The sequence below is a fragment of the Asticcacaulis sp. P4_H10 genome, assembly GCF_056400965.1.
In genome coordinates this window covers 457,886-475,022 of the sequence record NZ_JBFUKH010000001.1, presented here as the reverse complement: position 1 = coordinate 475,022, position 17,137 = coordinate 457,886, and the positions used below count along the sequence as shown (strand labels likewise).

The window sequence follows — 17,137 nt, the reverse complement described above, 5'->3', positions numbered from 1 at the left end:
GCGTAACCGAACTATGTCCATGCGCGAAACTTAAAAACGCACACGGGAACCGTCCGCATGTCCGACCTCGCCGCCTACAAGGATGATATCGAAGCCGCCTGGGAGGTCCGTGACACGCTGAACCCTCAGTATCACGGCCCGTACCGCGAAGCCGTCCAGGGTGCACTCGACCTCCTCGATTGCGGACGCTTCCGCGTCGCCGACAAGCTGGACGGCAAGTGGCACACCAATGAATGGCTGAAGAAGGCCGTCCTGCTCAGCTTCCGCCTGAACGGCAACCAGCTGATGCATACCGGCCGCGGCCTGTTCGAACAGGCGCCGCTGGGGCCCTACTGGGACAAGGTGCCGAACAAGTTCGCCAAGTGGGGCGAAAAGGACTACCAGGACGCCGGCTTCCGTTCGGTTCCGGGCGCCATCGTCCGCGCCGGCGCCTATATCGCCAAGAACGTCGTGCTTATGCCGTCCTTCGTCAATATCGGCGCCTATGTCGATGAAGGCACCATGGTCGACACCTGGACGACCGTTGGTTCCTGCGCCCAGATCGGCAAGAACGTCCACCTGTCCGGCGGCGTCGGCATCGGCGGCGTGCTTGAGCCGCTGCAGGCCACGCCGACGATCATCGAAGACGACTGCTTCATCGGCGCGCGTTCCGAAGTCGCCGAAGGCGTCATAGTCGAACAGGGGGCGGTGCTCTCTATGGGCGTTTATCTGGGTCAGTCGACCAAGATCGTCGACCGCGCCACCGGTGAAATCTTCATGGGCCGCGTCCCCGCCTACAGCGTCGTCGTCCCGGGCACCTTGCCAGACCCTAAGGGCGGTCCGTCGCTGTACTGTGCCGTCATCGTCAAGCGCGTTGACGCCAGGACGCGCTCGAAGACCGGCATCAACGAACTACTGCGGGATTAATCACCATGGACGCAGCCACCCTTCAAGCCCTGGCTGCGTTCCCGGACCAGCTCGAAGCCCACTACGCGGCTATTCCCGACGGCTATCAGCTGTGGACGCCGCCGTCGTGGGCGACCTGTCCCAGCGAGCATTTCCCGGCGCTGGAACAGCTCTGCCACATCCGCGATATCGAGATCGAAGGCTATCATGTGCGGCTGGTGCGGACACTGAAGGAGGACACGCCGTTTCTTCCTGGCGTTGATGGCGACCGACTGCGCATCGAGCGCGCCTATGCCGAGGCACATGCGCCCGACGTGCTCCGGGCTATCCGTACCGCCCGCGAGGAGACACTCGAAGTCCTGGGTACGATTTCTCTATCGCAGTGGTCGCGCACGGCCGAGTTCGAGGACTATGGCCGCACGACCCTGCGCGGTCTGGTCCATTACCTGTGCAGCCACGACCAACAGCACCTGGCCGGCCTGCAATGGCTGTGCGGGCAGATTGCCAGCCAGGCCTAAAGCTTGGCTAAACGCCCACCGTCCACACGCAAGGTTTCACCGGTTATGAAGCGCGCCTCGTCGCTGAGCAGGAAGGCGGCCGCCGCCGCGATGTCTTCGGGCAGGCCGACATCGGCCGGCGCCAGGACTTCGAGCCCCGCCTTGATGTTCGGGCTTTCGCGCAGCATCGGTGTATCGATGGCGCCCGGTGCGATACCGTTGACGCGCAGCCCCTTGGCCTGGCCTTCGATCGACGCTGTCCGCGCCAATGAGTTCAAGGCAGCTTTGGAAGCAGCATAGGGGCCGACGCGCGCCGAGGTTTGCCAGGCGTGGATACTCGACACAAAAACCATGGAGCCGCCCGTCGGCATGCGCCCAAAGGCCAGGCTGGTCAGATAGGCCGCCGACAGGAAGTTGACGCCAATCAGCGTCGACCAATCCGCAGGCGTGATCTCTTCAAGGTTCTTGTAGATCATCTGTCCGGCGACCGAGACGATGTGGTGGATCGGTCCCATACGCCCTTCGGCCATCTCGTACACCGCCGCGACCGCCTCCGAGTCAGAGACATCGACGCCAAAGCCCTGCGCGCCCGGCAGCTTTTCCGCCGCCGCCATAGCGCGATCCTCTAAGCGGTCGAGCAACACGACGCGCGCGCCTTCGGCTGTCAGGCGCTCGGCGACCGCGAAGCCGATGGCGCCGGCACCACCGGTGATTAGCGCCGTCTTGTCCTGAAACCGTCTTACCATTCGCGCAAGCCTCCGTCCTGGCCGCGCCAGGCCGGATTGCGCCACCTGTGGCCGCTGCTGGCTGCGCTGCGGACCTTGTCTTCATCGATGGTGACCCCCAGGCCCGCGCCCGTGGGCACGGCGACGTGGCCATCGGCGACGTCGAACACGGACGGGTCCGTCACATAGCTCAGCAGGTCGTGTTCGCGGTCATTGTAATGGATGCCAAGCGACATTTCCTGGATGACAAAATTAGGCGTCGCCGCCGCGACCTGAAGGCAGGCCGCGAGCGCGATCGGACCCAGCGGGCAATGCGGCGCCAATGCGACATCGTAGGCCTCGGCCAGCGACGCGATGCGGCGGACTTCGGAAATGCCGCCGGCGTGCGACAGGTCTGGCTGAAGAATATCGACCGACGCCGATTCCAGGAATGGCTTGCAGTCCCAACGGCTATAGAGACGTTCACCCAAGGCGATCGGAATCGTGGTCAGGCCCGACAGTTGGGCGATCGCTTCAGGGTGCTCGCTCAACAGCGGCTCCTCGATAAACAGCGGCCCGAGTGGCTCCAATTTGGCGGCAAGTTGCTTGGCCATTGCCTTATGCACCCGTCCGTGGAAATCGACGCCGACATCCATGCCCAGCGCGCGTACCGTCTGAACGCGTTCAACCGTCGCATCGAGCGCACGCGGCGAATCGAGCCAGTTGAGATCTTCGGTGCCGTTCATCTTCACGGCATTGAAGCCCTGCGACTTGCGCAAGGTGGCGGCCGCCTCGACATCGCCTGGCCGGTCGCCGCCGATCCAGGCATATACTGCTATACGGTCACGCACGCGTCCGCCCAGCAGTTGCCACACCGGCACGCCCAGCCGTTGCCCCTTCAGGTCCCACAGCGCCTGGTCCAACCCCGATAGGGCCGACATCAGAACCGGGCCGCCGCGATAGAAGCCGAGGCGATAAGCCGTCTGCCACACGTCCTCGATGCGTTCGGGATCGGTATTAAGGAAACGGTCACGCAGCGATTCGAAAGCGCCTTCGACCGCTTCGGCATGGCCTTCCAGCGATGCCTCGCCCCAGCCGACCCGCCCTTCGGCCGTCTGCACGCGCACGAACAGCCAGCGCGGCGGCACCAGAAAGGTTTCGATGCGGGTGATGGAGTCGGTCATGTGGCAATGTCCCTGCGGGTCTTGTTCTCAGTATGTAAGACGCACAGCCGTGTCTTTTCCGCGAGGGAAAAACAGGGTATTAAGGCGTCAGGAAAAAAATAATACAATTCAAAAAAGAATACAAAAGGAAATGCCATGTCGATGCCGCCACCGTCAGCCAACAGCCCGGACATAACGGGCCAGTGGCGCCTGGGTTTCATTATCGCTATCACGCTCAGCGCGGCAATGGGCGGCCTGCTGTTCGGCTGGGACTGGGTGGTCATTGGTGGCGCCAAGCCTTTCTTCGAGAGCTATTTCGGCATCAGCGACCCGGCTGTTTCAGGCTGGGCGAACAGTTGCGCGCTGATCGGCTGCTTCTTCGGCGCGGTCTTGGGCGGGGCTTCGGCGGACAGGTTCGGACGCAAAGGGCCGTTGATCGCGTCGGCAGTCTTGTTTGGCGCGACTTCGATCGGCATCGCTCTGGCGCACAATTTCGATGCCTTCGTAGCGTGGCGGATCGCCGGCGGCGTGGCGATCGGGTTGGCGTCGTCGCTGTCGCCCCTCTACATCGCCGAAATCGCGCCGGCGCGCATCCGTGGCGCGCTGGTGGCTGTGAACCAATTGACCATCGTCATCGGCGTTTTAGGGGCGCAACTGACCAACTGGTGGATCGTACGCGATCTGCCCGTTGGCATGGAACCGGCGGCTCTGGCGGCGTCGTGGTATGGGACAGAGGCTTGGCGCTGGATGTTCGCCATCTGCGCCGTGCCATCGGTTGTCTTTCTGTTGGGCATGCTATTTGCGCCGGAAAGCCCGCGCTGGCTGCTGACGCGGGGCCGTCGCGACGATGCCCGCCGGGTGCTAAGCCGGATCGGTGGCGACAGCCACGCCGATGCGTCTTTGGCGCAGGTCGAAGCGACTTTGGATAAGCCAGGCGAAAAGGTATCGGTACGCGACCTGCTGTCGCCCAAGGTCCGCGGCGTGCTGCTGATCGGGATTGTCCTCGCCGTCTTCCAGCAATGGTGCGGCATCAATGTCATCTTCAACTACGCCGAAGAGATTTTCCAGGCGGCGGGCTACGACCTGTCCAGCGTGATTTCCAATATCGCCTGGACGGGGTCGGTCAATCTGGCCTTCACGGTCGTGGCGCTGAACCTGGTCGATCGCGCCGGACGCAGGCCCCTGATGCTGTTTGGCGCGGCCGGACTGGCGGTGATCTATACGGCCATGGCAGTCTGCTTCGCGCTCGGTATCGGCGGTCTGCCGACGCTTCTGCTCGTTCTGGCGGCCATTGCCTGTTACGCCATGTCGCTGGCGCCGGTGACCTGGGTGGTGATTGCGGAGATCTTTCCCAACCGGGTACGCGGTGCGGCGATCGCGGTGGCGGTCGGCGCCCTGTGGCTCGCTTCGTTTGTGCTGACCTACAGCTTTCCCTTGCTCAACAGCGTGCTCAAGGCGCACGGCACCTTTGGCCTCTATGCTGTGATCTGCGTGCTGGGTTTCCTGTTTATCTGGTTCAAGATGCCGGAAACCAAGGGCCGGTCGCTTGAGGAAATCGAGAATGACTAATGGGGTTTGGGGTCCATGACCCCATAAAACCTTGCTGATACCAAAGAAAAAGCCTGGCCCCAAAAGGCCAGGCTTTTTCTTTGGTTTTAGAAAGACTTGGGGCCTCAGGCCCCAAACCCCATTAGTTCATTGTCGGCTTGCCGATCGTCAGGTGCTCACCATCGAAGCCAACTTGGATGACATCGCCATCGGTCACCTGGCCTGCCAGGATCTGCTTGGCAATCCCGTCGACCAGCAGCTTCTGCACCACACGCTTCAATGGCCGCGCCCCATAGGCCGGGTCAAAGCCCTTGTCCGCCAGGAAGTTCAGCGCCGTATCCTCAATGCTCAGCGTCATTTCCCGATCGGCCATCAACTTCTCCAGGCCCTTGAGCTGGATGCGGACGATGTCGTGCATGTGCGCGCGGTCCAGGCGATGGAACAGGATCATCTCATCGATCCGGTTGAGGAATTCCGGCCGGAAATGCCGGCGCACCACATCCAGCACCAGCGGCCGCACGGTTTCCACCGAGGCATGCTCGTCCATGTTCACCAAGACTTCGGAGCCGAGGTTCGACGTCATCACAATGAGGGTATTGCGGAAATCGACAACACGCCCCTGCCCGTCCGTCAGCCGCCCGTCGTCGAGTACCTGCAGCAGAATGTTAAATACGTCCGGGTGCGCCTTTTCGACCTCGTCGAACAAGACGACCTGGTACGGACGCCTGCGTACGGCCTCGGTCAGTGCCCCGCCTTCGTCGTAACCAACATAGCCCGGAGGCGCGCCGATCATGCGCGAGACGGAGTGCTTCTCCATATATTCCGACATGTCGAGCCGCGTAATGGCGGTGTCGTCGTCGAACAGGAATTCGGCCAGAGCCTTGTTCAGCTCGGTCTTGCCGACACCCGTAGGCCCCAGGAACAGGAACGAGCCGATCGGCCGGTTCGGGTCCTTCAGACCGGCGCGGGCACGGCGGACAGCATCGGATACAGCCGTCAGGGCTTCGTCCTGGCCGACAACGCGCTTGCGCAGGTCGTCTTCCATGCGCAGCAGCTTTTCGCGCTCGCCTTCCAGCATCTTGTCAACCGGCACGCCAGTCCAGCGCGACACGACGGCCGCGATCTGTTGGGCATCGACCACTTCCGGCGTCAGCGGCGCATCCTGGGGCGCGTTTTCGGCCTCATTAAGCTGCTTTTCCAGTTGAGGAATGCGGCCATAGAGAATCTCTGACGCCTTTTGCAGGTCGCCGGCGCGCTGGCTGTTGGCCAGTTCGACACGGGCGCGGTCCAGCGCTTCACGGGCACGGGCGGCAGCACCGACCTTGTCCTTTTCTGCCTTCCAGCGCTGGGTCAGGCTGAGCGAACGACCTTCCAGGTCTTCCAGTTCATTGCCAAGCTTTTCCAGCCGCGCCTTGGAACCCGGATCGGTCTCCTTGTTCAGCGCCTCGCGCTCGATCTTGAGCTGAACGATGCGGCGGTCGAGTTCATCCAGTTCTTCCGGTTTGGAATCGACCGCCATGCGGACACGCGATCCGGCTTCGTCGATCAGGTCGATCGCTTTATCCGGCAGGAAACGGTCCTGGATATAGCGGTTCGACAGGGTCGCCGCCGACACGATGGCCGAGTCGGAGATACGCACGCCGTGGTGGACCTCGTACTTTTCCTTAAGGCCGCGCAGGATCGAGATCGTGTCCTCGACCGTCGGCTCAGTAACGAAGACCGGCTGGAAACGTCTCGCCAGGGCCGCGTCCTTTTCGACGTGCTTGCGGTATTCATCGAGCGTGGTCGCACCGACGCAGTGCAGTTCGCCGCGCGCCAGAGCAGGCTTCAACAGGTTCGACGCATCCATGGCGCCGTCCGACTTGCCCGCGCCAACGAGGGTGTGCATCTCATCGATAAACAGAACGATCTCACCTTCGGCGGCCGTGACTTCGTTGAGAACGGCCTTCAGCCGCTCTTCGAACTCGCCGCGATACTTGGCCCCAGCGATCAGCGCACCCATGTCGAGTGAAAACAGCTTCTTGTCCTTGAGGCTTTCCGGCACGTCGCCATTGACGATACGCATGGCCAGGCCTTCGACGATAGCCGTCTTGCCGACGCCGGGTTCGCCGATCAGCACGGGGTTGTTCTTGGTACGGCGCGCCAGGACCTGAATGGTGCGGCGGATTTCTTCGTCGCGGCCGATGACCGGGTCGATCTTGCCGTCGAGCGCGGCCTGGGTCAGGTCGCGGGCATAGCGTTTCAGCGCATCGAAGCCGTTTTCGGCGGTGGCGCTGTCGGCGGTCTTGCCTTTGCGGAAATTAGTCACAGCGTCCTTCAGTTGCTTCAGCGATACACCGGCGGCCTTCAACAGCGGCTCTGATTCCTTGCCGCCCAATGCGGCCAGCAGCAGGCGGTCAGCGGTGACAAAACTGTCGCCGGCCTTCTGCGCTTCGCTTTCGGCCTCGTTGAACAGACGCGCCGTGTCGTTGTGCATGTAAAGCTGGGCATTACCACTGACCGAAGGCAGCTTGGACAGTGACACATCTACCGCACCGGTAAGGGCGTCGGCATTGCCGCCGGCAAGCGTTATCAGGCGGGGGGCCAGTGCATCCTTGTCCTCGACCAATGCCTTGAGGACGTGCTGCGGCATGAAATACTGGTGGCTACTGGCCTGCGCGATGCCTTGCGCGCCCTGAATAACCTTTTGGGTTTTCTCGGAATATTTTTCGATGTTCATAGTGGCTCCCCTGACGGCGGATAATCCCCTTCGGTCCTTTAGGCAAGCAACCGGTTGGGCGTTTGACCATCCGGATATAGTGTGACATTTGGGTTACACAAGGGGAGCCCGGACGAAAATATGGCGCGATAATCCGCTGGAACGCAGCGCACAATACGCCTATAACGCGCTCATGCTGCCAGACAAGATCTTCTATCCCGCCGCCGCCGTTATCGCCATCGTTCTGATTGCGGTCAGCCTGGTGTGGCCGCAAGGCCTGGGCGCACCGTCGCCAAAGCCGTTCGGCAAGGCAATCGAGCTGCCCGATTATTACCGCATGGTACGTGAGCGCGATGCTCGCCTGGCCCGTGAAGCCAAGGAAAAGGAAGAGGCGCGCGTCAAGGCCGCCGCCGATGCCGCTTCGGCCTCCGCCGTCGCCCAATAATCAAGACCGTGAACTCCATACTGATCTATGGCTACGGCTTTATCGGCAAGGCCTTTGCCGACGCCGTTCAGGCTGCCGGTGACAGGGTTTCCGCCACGGCGCGCACGCGTGAAAAACGCCGGGCGCTGGAAGCGCAGGACATCACCGCTGTCGATCCGCAGGATTCTGCCGCCATGGCTCAGGCTGTCGCGGACGCCCACGGCGTGCTGGTCACGCCCGCCCCCGACGATAGCGGCTGTCCCGCCTTTGCGGCCATTAGCGACCTACCGCTCGCCGGCAAATGGATCGGCTATCTGTCTACCACCGGCGTCTATGGCGACCGCAACGGGGGCTGGGCCTATGAAGAGGATGCCCCCACGCCCTCATCGACCGAAGGCCGGCGGCGTGCCTTGGCCGAACAGCAATGGCTGAGCCGGGGCGCCAATCTGTTCCGCCTGCCGGGGCTTTACGGGACGGGGCGCAATGTCATCGAAAAGCTGCGTGACGGGACGGCCCGGCGCATCCACAAGCCCGGCCACGTCTTCTCCCGTCTTCACCACGACGATTGCGCCACGGCGCTTCTGGCGAGTTTCGAACGGCGGACACACGATGTCTTCAACCTGTGCGACGATGAACCGGCCTCCGCCGAACACGTTCTGCTCCATGCGGCAGACCTGACCGGCCTGCCTTTGCCCGCACTGATCGCCTGGGACGATCCGAACCTGAGCCCCGCCACACGCCGCTTCTATAACGACAACAAACGCGTCGCCAATGCCCGCGCCAAGGCCGTTCTGGGCTGGCGGTTGCAATATCCGACCTATCGGGAAGGGCTGATATCCGTCCTGGACACCGGGCAATCAGGCTAAGCCATGCTCCCGCCGCTAGATAACGGCGGCCTCCCTGCATTGATCTGTGAGCTTTGCCACTTCTTTTGCTGACGGCGTTTCAGAAAAACACACGACATCGTATTCCCAGTAAACCTCGTGCAGCCCCTCGAGCCCACACGCAACCACAAACGTGTCGGACCAGTCCAGATTGAACCAAAGCCACTCCAGCACTCGTAACGGATCATGCGCTTCTTCAAGCATTTGCTGCGTTGCAAGGGATGTCAGCACAATAACCGCATCCTCTTTCGACTCTGGAACTGGAATCCCCAGCCTGAGGAGCGCCACCTCGACTGCCAAGGCAAAATCGGCCGCATAATCAGAAGGATAGAGGATAGCCAGGAATTCGTCGTAGTAGATGCCGTTTTCCGCGAACCGGTTGATCAGGAAAGTAAACGCCTGGCTGTCCAGCTTACCCAAACGCAATTGCGCAGAATGCGCACGTAGCAATACTGTGTCGGGCACAGAAACGGTCGGTTCGCCCGCCATGAATCAATCTGGCCCGTTAGTCGCGCGGCGAGCGCGCCGCAGCGGAACAACGGCGATCAGAGCGCGCGCCAAAGACCGGATCGTCATAGCGGTCGCGAAAGGCTGACGAACATGATGAGACCTCTTCGCCCGATCCGCCGGCTTCGTAGGACAGGGCGAACGACTGCGACTTGCCACCACGCATGCCGCGGCCATAATGCCCACGACCATATCCGTAATCGGCACCATAGCCGTAGCCATAACCTATATCGTACATTAGGGGATAACCGCCGTTTTCGCCGAAATCAGTCTGGCTGTAGGCGAGGCCAAGCCAACCGTTGTCTCCGACCGGCAGAACGGTCGAAACCGAAGCACTACGATAGCCACCCGTGCCGACACTGACACTGGCCGAACCATGCACACGGCGCTTCTTGTAGTCTTCCTCGGCGCCCGCCCACGATTCGTAGTCGATGCGCGCCTGTTCGTTGGCCAGGACATCTTCGTTCAGCCGCGACATGAACTGGGCCTTGGTATCGGTCGGAGGAAGAGCGATGACGTCGCCCTTTGTCGCGTCTGCCACTACGGGCAAGGTCGTACGGTTGCTTTTCACGACCTCTTCTTCCGCCAGGGCAACGCCCGGCAGAGCCAGCAGGATCGAAAACAGGGCAAGACGCGACGCGACCATGACAATACCTCCGCCGACGCAAACTGCATCCGGCATGCAGCCGAATTAAGGCGCAAATCTATCGTCCATGCAAGGAAATGCTTACGCGGCGACGAAGTCGCGCAGGTCCGCCACCATCGCAACCAACCGGTCGAGGTCCTGCGGCCGCGACAGGCGGTGGTCGCCGTCCTTGATCAATTCCAAGCGCGCATCGGGGCTGGTGAGCGTTTCCATCAACCGGACGCCGTGCTGCCAGGGCACAAGATCGTCCAGCATGCCATGGAGAAGGCGCACTGGGCCGTCAAACGGAATGGGCGCGTTCAGGACCTCGTGCATACGCGCCTCGTCGAAAAACGCCTGGCTGAGCGGCACCGGCCGGTCGTAGCCCGGCATCATGTGGACGCCTGAGACATCCAGTTGCCGTTTTTCCTCCGGGGACAGGGCCGGCAGCATCAGCGCCGTAGCGAAATCGGCCGCCGGCGCCAGAAAACCCGCCGCCCTGACACGGTCCGGCCGCGCCTTGATCAGCAGGGACAGCATGTGCCCGCCCATACTGGAACCGACCACCACCAGCGGGCCTTGCGTCAACCTGTCGGCCACCGCCAGCACGTTGTCACGCCAGCGCCCGACGCACGCGGCGTTGAAGTCGCCGCCCGTCTCACCGTGGGCGAAATAGTCGAAGCACACGAAGTCCCAGTCCCGTGCCCGGGCCTCATTGCTCAGGCGCGTAATCTTCGATCCCGTCATGTCGGACAGGAAACCACCCAGCCACAGGATTGTCGGGCCATTGCCCCGCACACGCCGCCAGGCAATACGATCCCCATCCGGGATATCCAGAAAGGACGCAGGCTCTTGATCTGAAAGGAGGTTCGTGGTCATTGACGCTGAATACCTGCCGCCTTCGCGCTCCACAAGTCCTTATGCCTGACCCTTTCAAAGCCTGCGTGCTGCAGATCGTACCGGAACTCGACACCGGCGGCGTCGAACAGACCACGGTCGACGTCAGCAAGGCCGTCGTCAAGGCGGGCGGGCGATCGATCGTTGTATCGAAGGGCGGACGCCTGGCGGACAGGCTGAAGAAAGACGGTGCGATCGTCATCACCATGCCGGTCCAAAGCAAAAACCCCTTTGTGCAATGGCAGAACTTCAACGCGCTAAAGGCACTTATCCGGGCCGAGAGGGTCGATATCGTCCACGTCCGCTCGCGAGCGCCTGCCCTGGCGGGCTTCGCCGCGGCAAAGGCCTGTGGCGTGCGCTCGGTTGGAACCTATGCCGGCATCTACAACGCCAGGTCGGGCCTGAAACGCTGGTACAATAGCCAGATGACACGCGGCGACCTGACGATCGCCAATTCGGAATTCACCCGCGCGCATATCCTGAAAACCTATGACGTCCCGCCCGAACGCGTCATCGCCATCCCGCGCGGCATCGACCTGAAGCGCTTCGATCCGGAAGCCTTTGACGTCCGCCGCGTCATGGACCTCGAGGAAAAGTGGAGCATTGCCACCGACGACAACCGTCTGCGCTTCCTGCTGGCGGCGCGCCTGACCAAGTGGAAGGGCCAGTCGCTCATCGTCGAGGCCGCCGCCAAGCTCAAACAGCAGGGTACGATCAACTTTCTGATCGTGATGGCGGGCGATGACCAGGGCCGCCACGACTATACCGAGACCCTGCTCAAACAGATCGAAGGTCATGGCCTGGGCGACCACATCAAGCTGGTCGGGCACTGTTCCGACATGCCGTCGGCCTACGCCATGTGTCAGTATGCCTTGGCGCCGTCGCTCGAACCCGAAGCCTTTGGCCGCACAGCGGTCGAGCCCCAGGCCATGCACCGCCCGCCCCTGGCCGCAGCCCACGGCGCGACGGTCGAGACCGTGCTGCCCGGCGAGACCGGCTGGCTGGTGACGCCCGGCGATGCCGATGCCTGGGCCGCCGCCATGAAGACGGCGATTGAGCTGCCAGAATCCGATCGTTTCCGCATGGGCGTCAAGGGCCGCGCCCACGTCCGCGACCTGTTCAGCCTCGACGTGATGTGCGCCCGTACCCTTGATGTTTACCGCGCGCTGCTTATCTTGGCGTCGGGCCGTTATCATCCCTGATGAAGCTCAAACGCCGTATGAGCGGCGGCGGCCAAGAATTCAAAAACTGGCGCCCTTGTCAAACACCTTTCAGGCGTTTGGAGGGGCCGCCGGGTGGATCAACTCGCTGAGCCTTCAAAATTTAACCTTTTGCGCGTACTGAGGGATTGATCCGAAGCCCCGGCAGGTTCATAATCCCGCCGCAGAATCCGATCACCGTATCAACAGTCACAGGAGAACGACCTATTCGTCGCCCGATCCAAGCCCCGCCTCCCAAAGACGGCCCCCGCATCAACCAGGAAATCAAAGTTCCACGCGTATTGTTGATCGACCATAACGGTGAGAAGCAAGGCATCATGCCGACCTCCGCCGCACTTGAAGCCGCAGAAGAAGCTGGCCTGGACCTCGTCGAGGTCTCTCCCACCGCCGATCCCCCTGTTTGTAAAATTCTTGACTACGGCAAATTCCGCTTCCAGGAGCAGAAGAAGAAGGCCGAGGCGCGCAAGAAGCAGAAGATCGTCGAAATCAAAGAAATCAAGCTTCGCCCGAATATCGACATCCACGATTACGAGGTGAAGGCCAAGGCGATGACGCGCTTCTTCGAAGAAGGCGACAAGGTCAAGGTAACGCTCCGCTTCCGCGGCCGTGAAATGGCCCACCCCGAACTGGGCATGAAGCTGCTGCAAAAGGTCAAGGCCGACTTCGAGCCAACCACCCGGGTCGAATACGAACCCAAGATGGAAGGCAAGCAAATGATCATGATCCTCGCTCCGAAGTGAGTCGCGCCGAAATAAGCGCCGGACCTTTTCATAAAAACAAAACCCCTGATCTCCCGGTCAGGGGTTTTGTTTTGCCTGTGCAGTTCGTATGTTCGCCTGACACGGAGTTTTGGTCCCATGTCGCAATTTGTCCTGTTCGATCCGCAAAACCTGCCCGAACCCGAGCACAGCGCCCCCGCTCCGGAAAAAGTCATCGACGGCGATCCGCGCTTTACGGTTTGGACGGTCGAGACGCGCCCCGGTGACTCGGCCTTTGCCGGCTACTGGAAATCGACGCCCGGCGAATGGCGCGTTTCCTACGACGAATGGGAATATTGTTCGATCCTGGAAGGCTATGCCGTCGTCACCGAGGACGGAGGCGACACCTGGGACCTGACGGCGGGCGCGCACTTCGTCTTCCGGCCAGGCTTCAAGGGTACCTGGAAGGTCGTTGAGCCGGTTCTCAAGACCTTCGTCGTGATCATGCCGTAGCCGGCTTGCGGAACAGGCTGCGTGGATCGAAGCCCGTGATCAGGGCCGTGCCGACCAGGACGATAGCGCCGCCCAAGACGGTCTGGATGCCGATATGCTCGTGCAGGAACAGGCTGCCCCACAGGACGCCGAAGACCGGGATCAGGAAGCCGACACTTAGCGCCGGGCCGACACCGACCTTTTCGATCAGGTCGAAATAGAGCAGATAGGCCAGGCCGCTGCACAGTATCCCCACGCCCAGAATAGCGACGATCACCAGCGTGGATGGCATGTGCACAGGCGGATAGGCGGGCGCCACCGGCAGGATAAACAGCACCGCCGCCCACAGGCTGCCGTGCGCATTGGAAAAACCGTCGACACTCTTCGCCTGCTTTGCATAGGCCGATGCCAGGCCGTAGCAGAAGGCGGCTGCCAGGCCGGCGGCGATGGCCAGGCCCGCTGCAGGTGACAGCTTGTCGGTATCCAGGCCGACCAGAATGGACACGCCCAGCACACCCAAGACCAGCCCGGCGCCGGATTTCCACGTAAAGGCCGTGCGCAGCCACACCGCTGAAATGACAATGCCGAAGATCGGCGCCGTCGCATTGAGGATCGACAGCAACGAGGCCGGCAAAGTCTGGGCTGCGTAGGCGAACAGGGTGAAGGGAAAGGCCGTGTTCAGAAAGCCGAGGATCAGGAAGTGCTTCCAGTGGGCCTTGATGTCGAGACGCTTGCCCTGGATTAGCGCGACGGTCAGCAGGAACCAGGCGCCCAGCACCAGTCTGGCTGTCACCACTGCCACCGGCCCAAGCACGGGTGCGGCGATGCGCATGAACAGGAATGATGCCCCCCATATTGCGGCGAGCAAAAGCAACTTGATGACATTCGCAGTGGACATGACGATCTCCCGTGGCCGTCATATGGCACTGACATTATTACCTGTCGCTCCGGTTCTTGCGGTTTGTCACAAAGGTTACGAAGTCTGGCGGGATATCAGTCCCAACCTTCAGCCTTCGACCTTTGTCTGCGGCCGGTCCTCGCCCCTGACCACCTCTTCACGCCACTGGCCACCCTTGTCGTCATAGCTGATGCCCGTGTCGGCCCCGGGCTGGGTCTGCTCGCGCGCGGCTTCTTCGGCCATGGCGCGGGCAATATCGTGGGTCAGATAGGTCTCGGAGAAGGTTTCACCTACCTGATAGGCCCAGCCGCCGTCGTGTTCGACAATCTTGTAAACAACCTCAGTCATGGCAAATCTCCTTAAGTCGTCAGAATTTAAGGAGAAACATGCAGGCTTGCGATAAGGAACAAGCGCGCCAGTCATAATGACTGCGCAAATCACTCCCAGAATTCCGGCTGCTCGGGTATGCGGTTGAAGGCAATCTTGGCGCCGACAAAGCCGTGCATCTTCGTGCGCGGCCCGATGGTGACCGTGTCCTTGCCAAAGCGCTGGTTCAGGCCATCAAGCGCACTCAGCAGACGCATATTGCGCCCGTCCTCTTCGCCTCCCGGCGTCCAGCCGAACAGATCCGCCGGCTTGTCGGCCTCGACCATGTTCAGGCAGGTGACCACGATCTGCTTGACCTTCGACGCCCGCAACTGCCGCTGACAGGTCTCCCACAGCCCGTCGGCCGCCTCCAGGAGCCGGAAACTGTCGGACGTCACGGCAAAACGCGTGGCGGCTTCGGCGCGGCTGGTCTCACTGCGGACATAGACCTGCAGCCCGCCGCATTTGAACCCCATGCGCCGCAACCGTGATCCGCACTTGGCCGTCAGCCGCCTTGCCACGCCGCGCGCATGTTCGACCGGCCGCAGTTCCCTGGCCAGGACGTGGCCATGCGTGATGCTGGCGCGCTTGGTCTCGACGTCCGGCGGATCCGTGCCATGGATGGCGTACCAGAAGTTCTCGCCCATGATCCCGCCCCAGATCTGGCGCATGCGCGACGGGCTCATCTCCCAGAGTTGCCGGACGTCATGAATGCCCGCCTTGTTAAGCCGTTTCAGCATCGACGGGCCAATGCCTGCAAAGTCATCTGGCCTGAGCGTCAGAAGCTCGCCCGGCAACTGATCCATGCGCAGCACGGTCAGGCCCAGCGGCTTGCGCATATCGGCCGCCGTCTTGGCCAGCAGCCGCGACGGCGCGATGCCGACCGAAGCCGTCAGGCATTCGCCGACATTCTCCAGTATGCGGCGCTGGATGCGGTGGCCAAGAGCGATCGCCGCGACTTCGACGCGCTCAGGCCCCATCAGCTTGCAGGCAAATTCGTCGATCGAACAGACACGGTCGATCGGGATGACATGGTCGATCTCGGCCAGGATGCGGTTATGGATGTCGACATAGCGGTCCGGCCGCGCCTCGACGATCCGCAGTCCGGGTATGCGCGCCTTGGCGTCGATCACCTTTGTACCCGTCTTGACGCCATAGGCCTTGGCTTCATAACTGGCAGCGATGGCCGAGGTGTAGTCCGACATGACCGGAACGACGATGGTCGGCCGTCCCCGCAAGGCAGGGTTGTCCTGCTGCTCGACGCTGGCGAAGAAGGAATTCATGTCGAGATATAGCCAGCGCAATTGGCCGCCATCCTCACACTGTCGCTCTCGCTCTGCCTGCGTCATATCCCTTGCGCCTTCTGTCGCGCCCGGAACATATCAAGAACACAATGACGCGTCAATCTGCCCGCCTCTATCCGTTCTCACCCATATCGACCTCCCACACCACCGACTCGGCCGAACGCTCCGCCGGTCCGTGGAAGATGGCTTCGACATTGTGCCCGTCTGGATCGAGCAGAAAGGCGGCATAGTAGTTGGGATGATATTTGCGCAGGCCGGGCGCGCCATTGTCGCGGCCGCCGGCGCCGAGGCCTGCCTCATAAAACCGGTGCACCGTCTCCTTGTCGAAGGCCTGGAAGGCAAGGTGCGCCCGGGTCAGGTTACCGTCCTTCACCGGGTTGACATAGACCTCATCGAAGAAGAAGCCCTCATCGCCCTTTTCGATTTCGAAAGCGGGATTCACCGCCGCCAGCACGGCGCGATAGAAGCGCTCGCTGGCAGCCATGTCATTGCTGTGGATTTCGACGTGATCGAGCAAACGCCCACGATGGAACTGCATGGTGACCTCCTGTGCCGTCCCCGCGAGGCTAATCGGTCACGCGCCATAAAAAGTCAGCATGAAACACCGGCTTCTCTCGCCCAGGGGCGCTTACTTATTTTTTATAAAATCAACACCTTGACGCCCCAATCCGGGCGCACCGTCAGACTTCAATCGACAGATATTAGCGATCAAGAGAGAGTGGCAAATGAAACCCACCTGGATCATGGCTGCCGTCGTCCTTGCCCTGCCAGCCTGCGCGCAGCAGGCCAGCAACCCGCATTCCTTCTCGGTCGCCGTCACGGATGCGCAAGGCGGTCGTTTCACCTCCGCGCAATATGCGGCCGGCCATGGCTGCAGTGGCGAAAACATCTCGCCCGCCATCAACTGGCAGGGCGCGCCGGCCAATGCCAAAAGCTTTGCCGTCACCATCTTCGATCCCGACGCGCCGGGCAACGGCTTCTGGCACTGGATGGCCAGCGGCATTCCCGCCACCACCAACGGCCTTGAGGCTGGCGTCAGCCACTCCCCCGCCCTGACTGCCTTGGGCGTCAGCGAAGGCACCAATGACTTCGGCGCCGCCGGCTATGGCGGTCCCTGCCCACCGGAGGGCCAGGACCACCGTTATGTCGTTACTGTCTACGCCCTGGGTGTAGAGACGCTCTCCCTGCCGGCAACAGCAACGCCGGCGGAGATGAAATCCGCCATAAAAGCTAGTACCATAGCCCAGGCGGAGACGACGATTCGCGCGGCGCGATAACAGTTTGGTGTGAAATGCTGCACCTGCGACAATTCCACTTACTCGCAAAT

The 17,137-nt window shown here is 61.8% G+C and carries 19 protein-coding genes; 9 read left to right on the top strand and 10 right to left on the bottom strand.

All coding sequences use genetic code 11. The features are described from left to right. The first annotated feature begins 57 nt into the window (after positions 1 to 57). Together dapD and AC1DON_RS02170 are read left to right on the top strand one after the other, a co-directional pair. Positions 58 to 906: a 2,3,4,5-tetrahydropyridine-2,6-dicarboxylate N-succinyltransferase gene (gene dapD, locus AC1DON_RS02175; protein WP_476933083.1), complete on the top strand. Its 849-nt coding sequence runs from the start codon at positions 58 to 60 to the stop codon at positions 904 to 906. Positions 907 to 911: 5 nt separating this feature from the next. Continuing rightward, positions 912 to 1,403 (top strand): DinB family protein, encoded by a 492-nt coding sequence (locus AC1DON_RS02170; protein ID WP_476933082.1) that lies wholly within the window; start codon positions 912 to 914, stop codon positions 1,401 to 1,403. Here AC1DON_RS02170 and AC1DON_RS02165 read toward each other — a convergent pair. Continuing rightward, the gene (locus AC1DON_RS02165; RefSeq protein WP_476933081.1) at positions 1,400 to 2,128 is read right to left on the bottom strand and encodes an SDR family NAD(P)-dependent oxidoreductase; all 729 of its coding nucleotides are present in this window, start codon (positions 2,126 to 2,128) and stop codon (positions 1,400 to 1,402) included. The genes AC1DON_RS02170 and AC1DON_RS02165 overlap by 4 nt on opposite strands. Further along, positions 2,122 to 3,270 carry a galactonate dehydratase gene (gene dgoD / locus AC1DON_RS02160; protein ID WP_476933080.1) on the bottom strand — a complete coding sequence of 383 codons (1,149 nt, stop codon included), beginning with the start codon at positions 3,268 to 3,270 and terminating at the stop codon, positions 2,122 to 2,124. The genes AC1DON_RS02165 and dgoD overlap by 7 nt, the downstream gene beginning before the upstream one ends. Before the next feature lie 135 nt (positions 3,271 to 3,405). On the opposite strand from dgoD, the gene AC1DON_RS02155 reads away from it, so the two are divergent. Further along, positions 3,406 to 4,818: a sugar porter family MFS transporter gene (locus AC1DON_RS02155; protein WP_476933079.1), complete on the top strand. Its 1,413-nt coding sequence runs from the start codon at positions 3,406 to 3,408 to the stop codon at positions 4,816 to 4,818. 121 nt (positions 4,819 to 4,939) lie between these two features. On the opposite strand, the gene clpB is transcribed toward AC1DON_RS02155, so the two are convergent. Then, positions 4,940 to 7,516 (bottom strand): ATP-dependent chaperone ClpB, encoded by a 2,577-nt coding sequence (clpB, locus tag AC1DON_RS02150; RefSeq protein WP_476933078.1) that lies wholly within the window; start codon positions 7,514 to 7,516, stop codon positions 4,940 to 4,942. Between the two features lie 172 nt (positions 7,517 to 7,688). Here clpB and AC1DON_RS02145 point away from each other — a divergent pair, with 172 nt between their 5' ends. Both AC1DON_RS02145 and AC1DON_RS02140 read left to right on the top strand, forming a co-directional pair. Further along, on the top strand, positions 7,689 to 7,940 hold the full coding sequence (locus AC1DON_RS02145) for a hypothetical protein (protein WP_476933077.1): 252 nt from the start codon (positions 7,689 to 7,691) through the stop codon (positions 7,938 to 7,940). Between the two features lie 8 nt (positions 7,941 to 7,948). Continuing rightward, positions 7,949 to 8,785 (top strand): Rossmann-fold NAD(P)-binding domain-containing protein, encoded by an 837-nt coding sequence (locus AC1DON_RS02140; protein ID WP_476933076.1) that lies wholly within the window; start codon positions 7,949 to 7,951, stop codon positions 8,783 to 8,785. Positions 8,786 to 8,800: 15 nt separating this feature from the next. Here AC1DON_RS02140 and AC1DON_RS02135 read toward each other — a convergent pair whose 3' ends face one another. From AC1DON_RS02135 to AC1DON_RS02125, 3 genes are all read right to left on the bottom strand, one after another. Further along, entirely contained in the window at positions 8,801 to 9,292 is a 492-nt protein-coding gene (locus tag AC1DON_RS02135; RefSeq protein ID WP_476933075.1) for a hypothetical protein, read from the bottom strand. A gap of 16 nt (positions 9,293 to 9,308) precedes the next feature. Continuing rightward, positions 9,309 to 9,956, bottom strand: coding sequence for a hypothetical protein (locus tag AC1DON_RS02130; protein ID WP_476933074.1), 648 nt, complete (start codon positions 9,954 to 9,956; stop codon positions 9,309 to 9,311). 81 nt (positions 9,957 to 10,037) lie between these two features. Further along, a complete protein-coding gene (locus tag AC1DON_RS02125; RefSeq protein WP_476933073.1) occupies positions 10,038 to 10,814 on the bottom strand; it encodes an alpha/beta hydrolase in 777 nt (258 codons plus the stop codon). Between the two features lie 41 nt (positions 10,815 to 10,855). Between AC1DON_RS02125 and AC1DON_RS02120 the strand changes: the two genes are divergently transcribed. The 3 genes from AC1DON_RS02120 to AC1DON_RS02110 all read left to right on the top strand — a co-directional run bounded on the left by AC1DON_RS02120 (position 10,856) and on the right by AC1DON_RS02110 (position 13,263). After that, entirely contained in the window at positions 10,856 to 12,034 is a 1,179-nt protein-coding gene (locus AC1DON_RS02120) for a glycosyltransferase family 4 protein (protein ID WP_476933072.1), read from the top strand. Between the two features lie 236 nt (positions 12,035 to 12,270). Then, positions 12,271 to 12,792: a translation initiation factor IF-3 gene (gene infC / locus AC1DON_RS02115; RefSeq protein WP_476933476.1), complete on the top strand. Its 522-nt coding sequence runs from the start codon at positions 12,271 to 12,273 to the stop codon at positions 12,790 to 12,792. Positions 12,793 to 12,909: 117 nt separating this feature from the next. After that, a complete protein-coding gene (locus tag AC1DON_RS02110) occupies positions 12,910 to 13,263 on the top strand; it encodes a cupin domain-containing protein (RefSeq protein WP_476933071.1) in 354 nt (117 codons plus the stop codon). Here AC1DON_RS02110 and AC1DON_RS02105 read toward each other — a convergent pair. From AC1DON_RS02105 to AC1DON_RS02090, 4 genes are all read right to left on the bottom strand, one after another. Next, positions 13,253 to 14,140, bottom strand: a complete 888-nt coding sequence (locus AC1DON_RS02105) for a DMT family transporter (protein WP_476933070.1) — start codon at positions 14,138 to 14,140, stop codon at positions 13,253 to 13,255. The genes AC1DON_RS02110 and AC1DON_RS02105 overlap by 11 nt on opposite strands. A 108-nt stretch (positions 14,141 to 14,248) precedes the next feature. Beyond that, complete coding sequence (locus AC1DON_RS02100; protein ID WP_476933069.1) at positions 14,249 to 14,488, bottom strand: hypothetical protein; 240 nt, start codon at positions 14,486 to 14,488, stop codon at positions 14,249 to 14,251. Positions 14,489 to 14,577: 89 nt separating this feature from the next. Continuing rightward, a complete protein-coding gene (locus AC1DON_RS02095) occupies positions 14,578 to 15,855 on the bottom strand; it encodes a Y-family DNA polymerase (RefSeq protein ID WP_476933068.1) in 1,278 nt (425 codons plus the stop codon). 67 nt (positions 15,856 to 15,922) lie between these two features. Continuing rightward, the gene (locus tag AC1DON_RS02090) at positions 15,923 to 16,348 is read right to left on the bottom strand and encodes a VOC family protein (protein ID WP_476933067.1); all 426 of its coding nucleotides are present in this window, start codon (positions 16,346 to 16,348) and stop codon (positions 15,923 to 15,925) included. Between the two features lie 187 nt (positions 16,349 to 16,535). Between AC1DON_RS02090 and AC1DON_RS02085 the strand changes: the two genes are divergently transcribed. Next, positions 16,536 to 17,087 carry a YbhB/YbcL family Raf kinase inhibitor-like protein gene (locus AC1DON_RS02085; RefSeq protein ID WP_476933066.1) on the top strand — a complete coding sequence of 184 codons (552 nt, stop codon included), beginning with the start codon at positions 16,536 to 16,538 and terminating at the stop codon, positions 17,085 to 17,087. Positions 17,088 to 17,137: the final 50 nt, after the last annotated feature.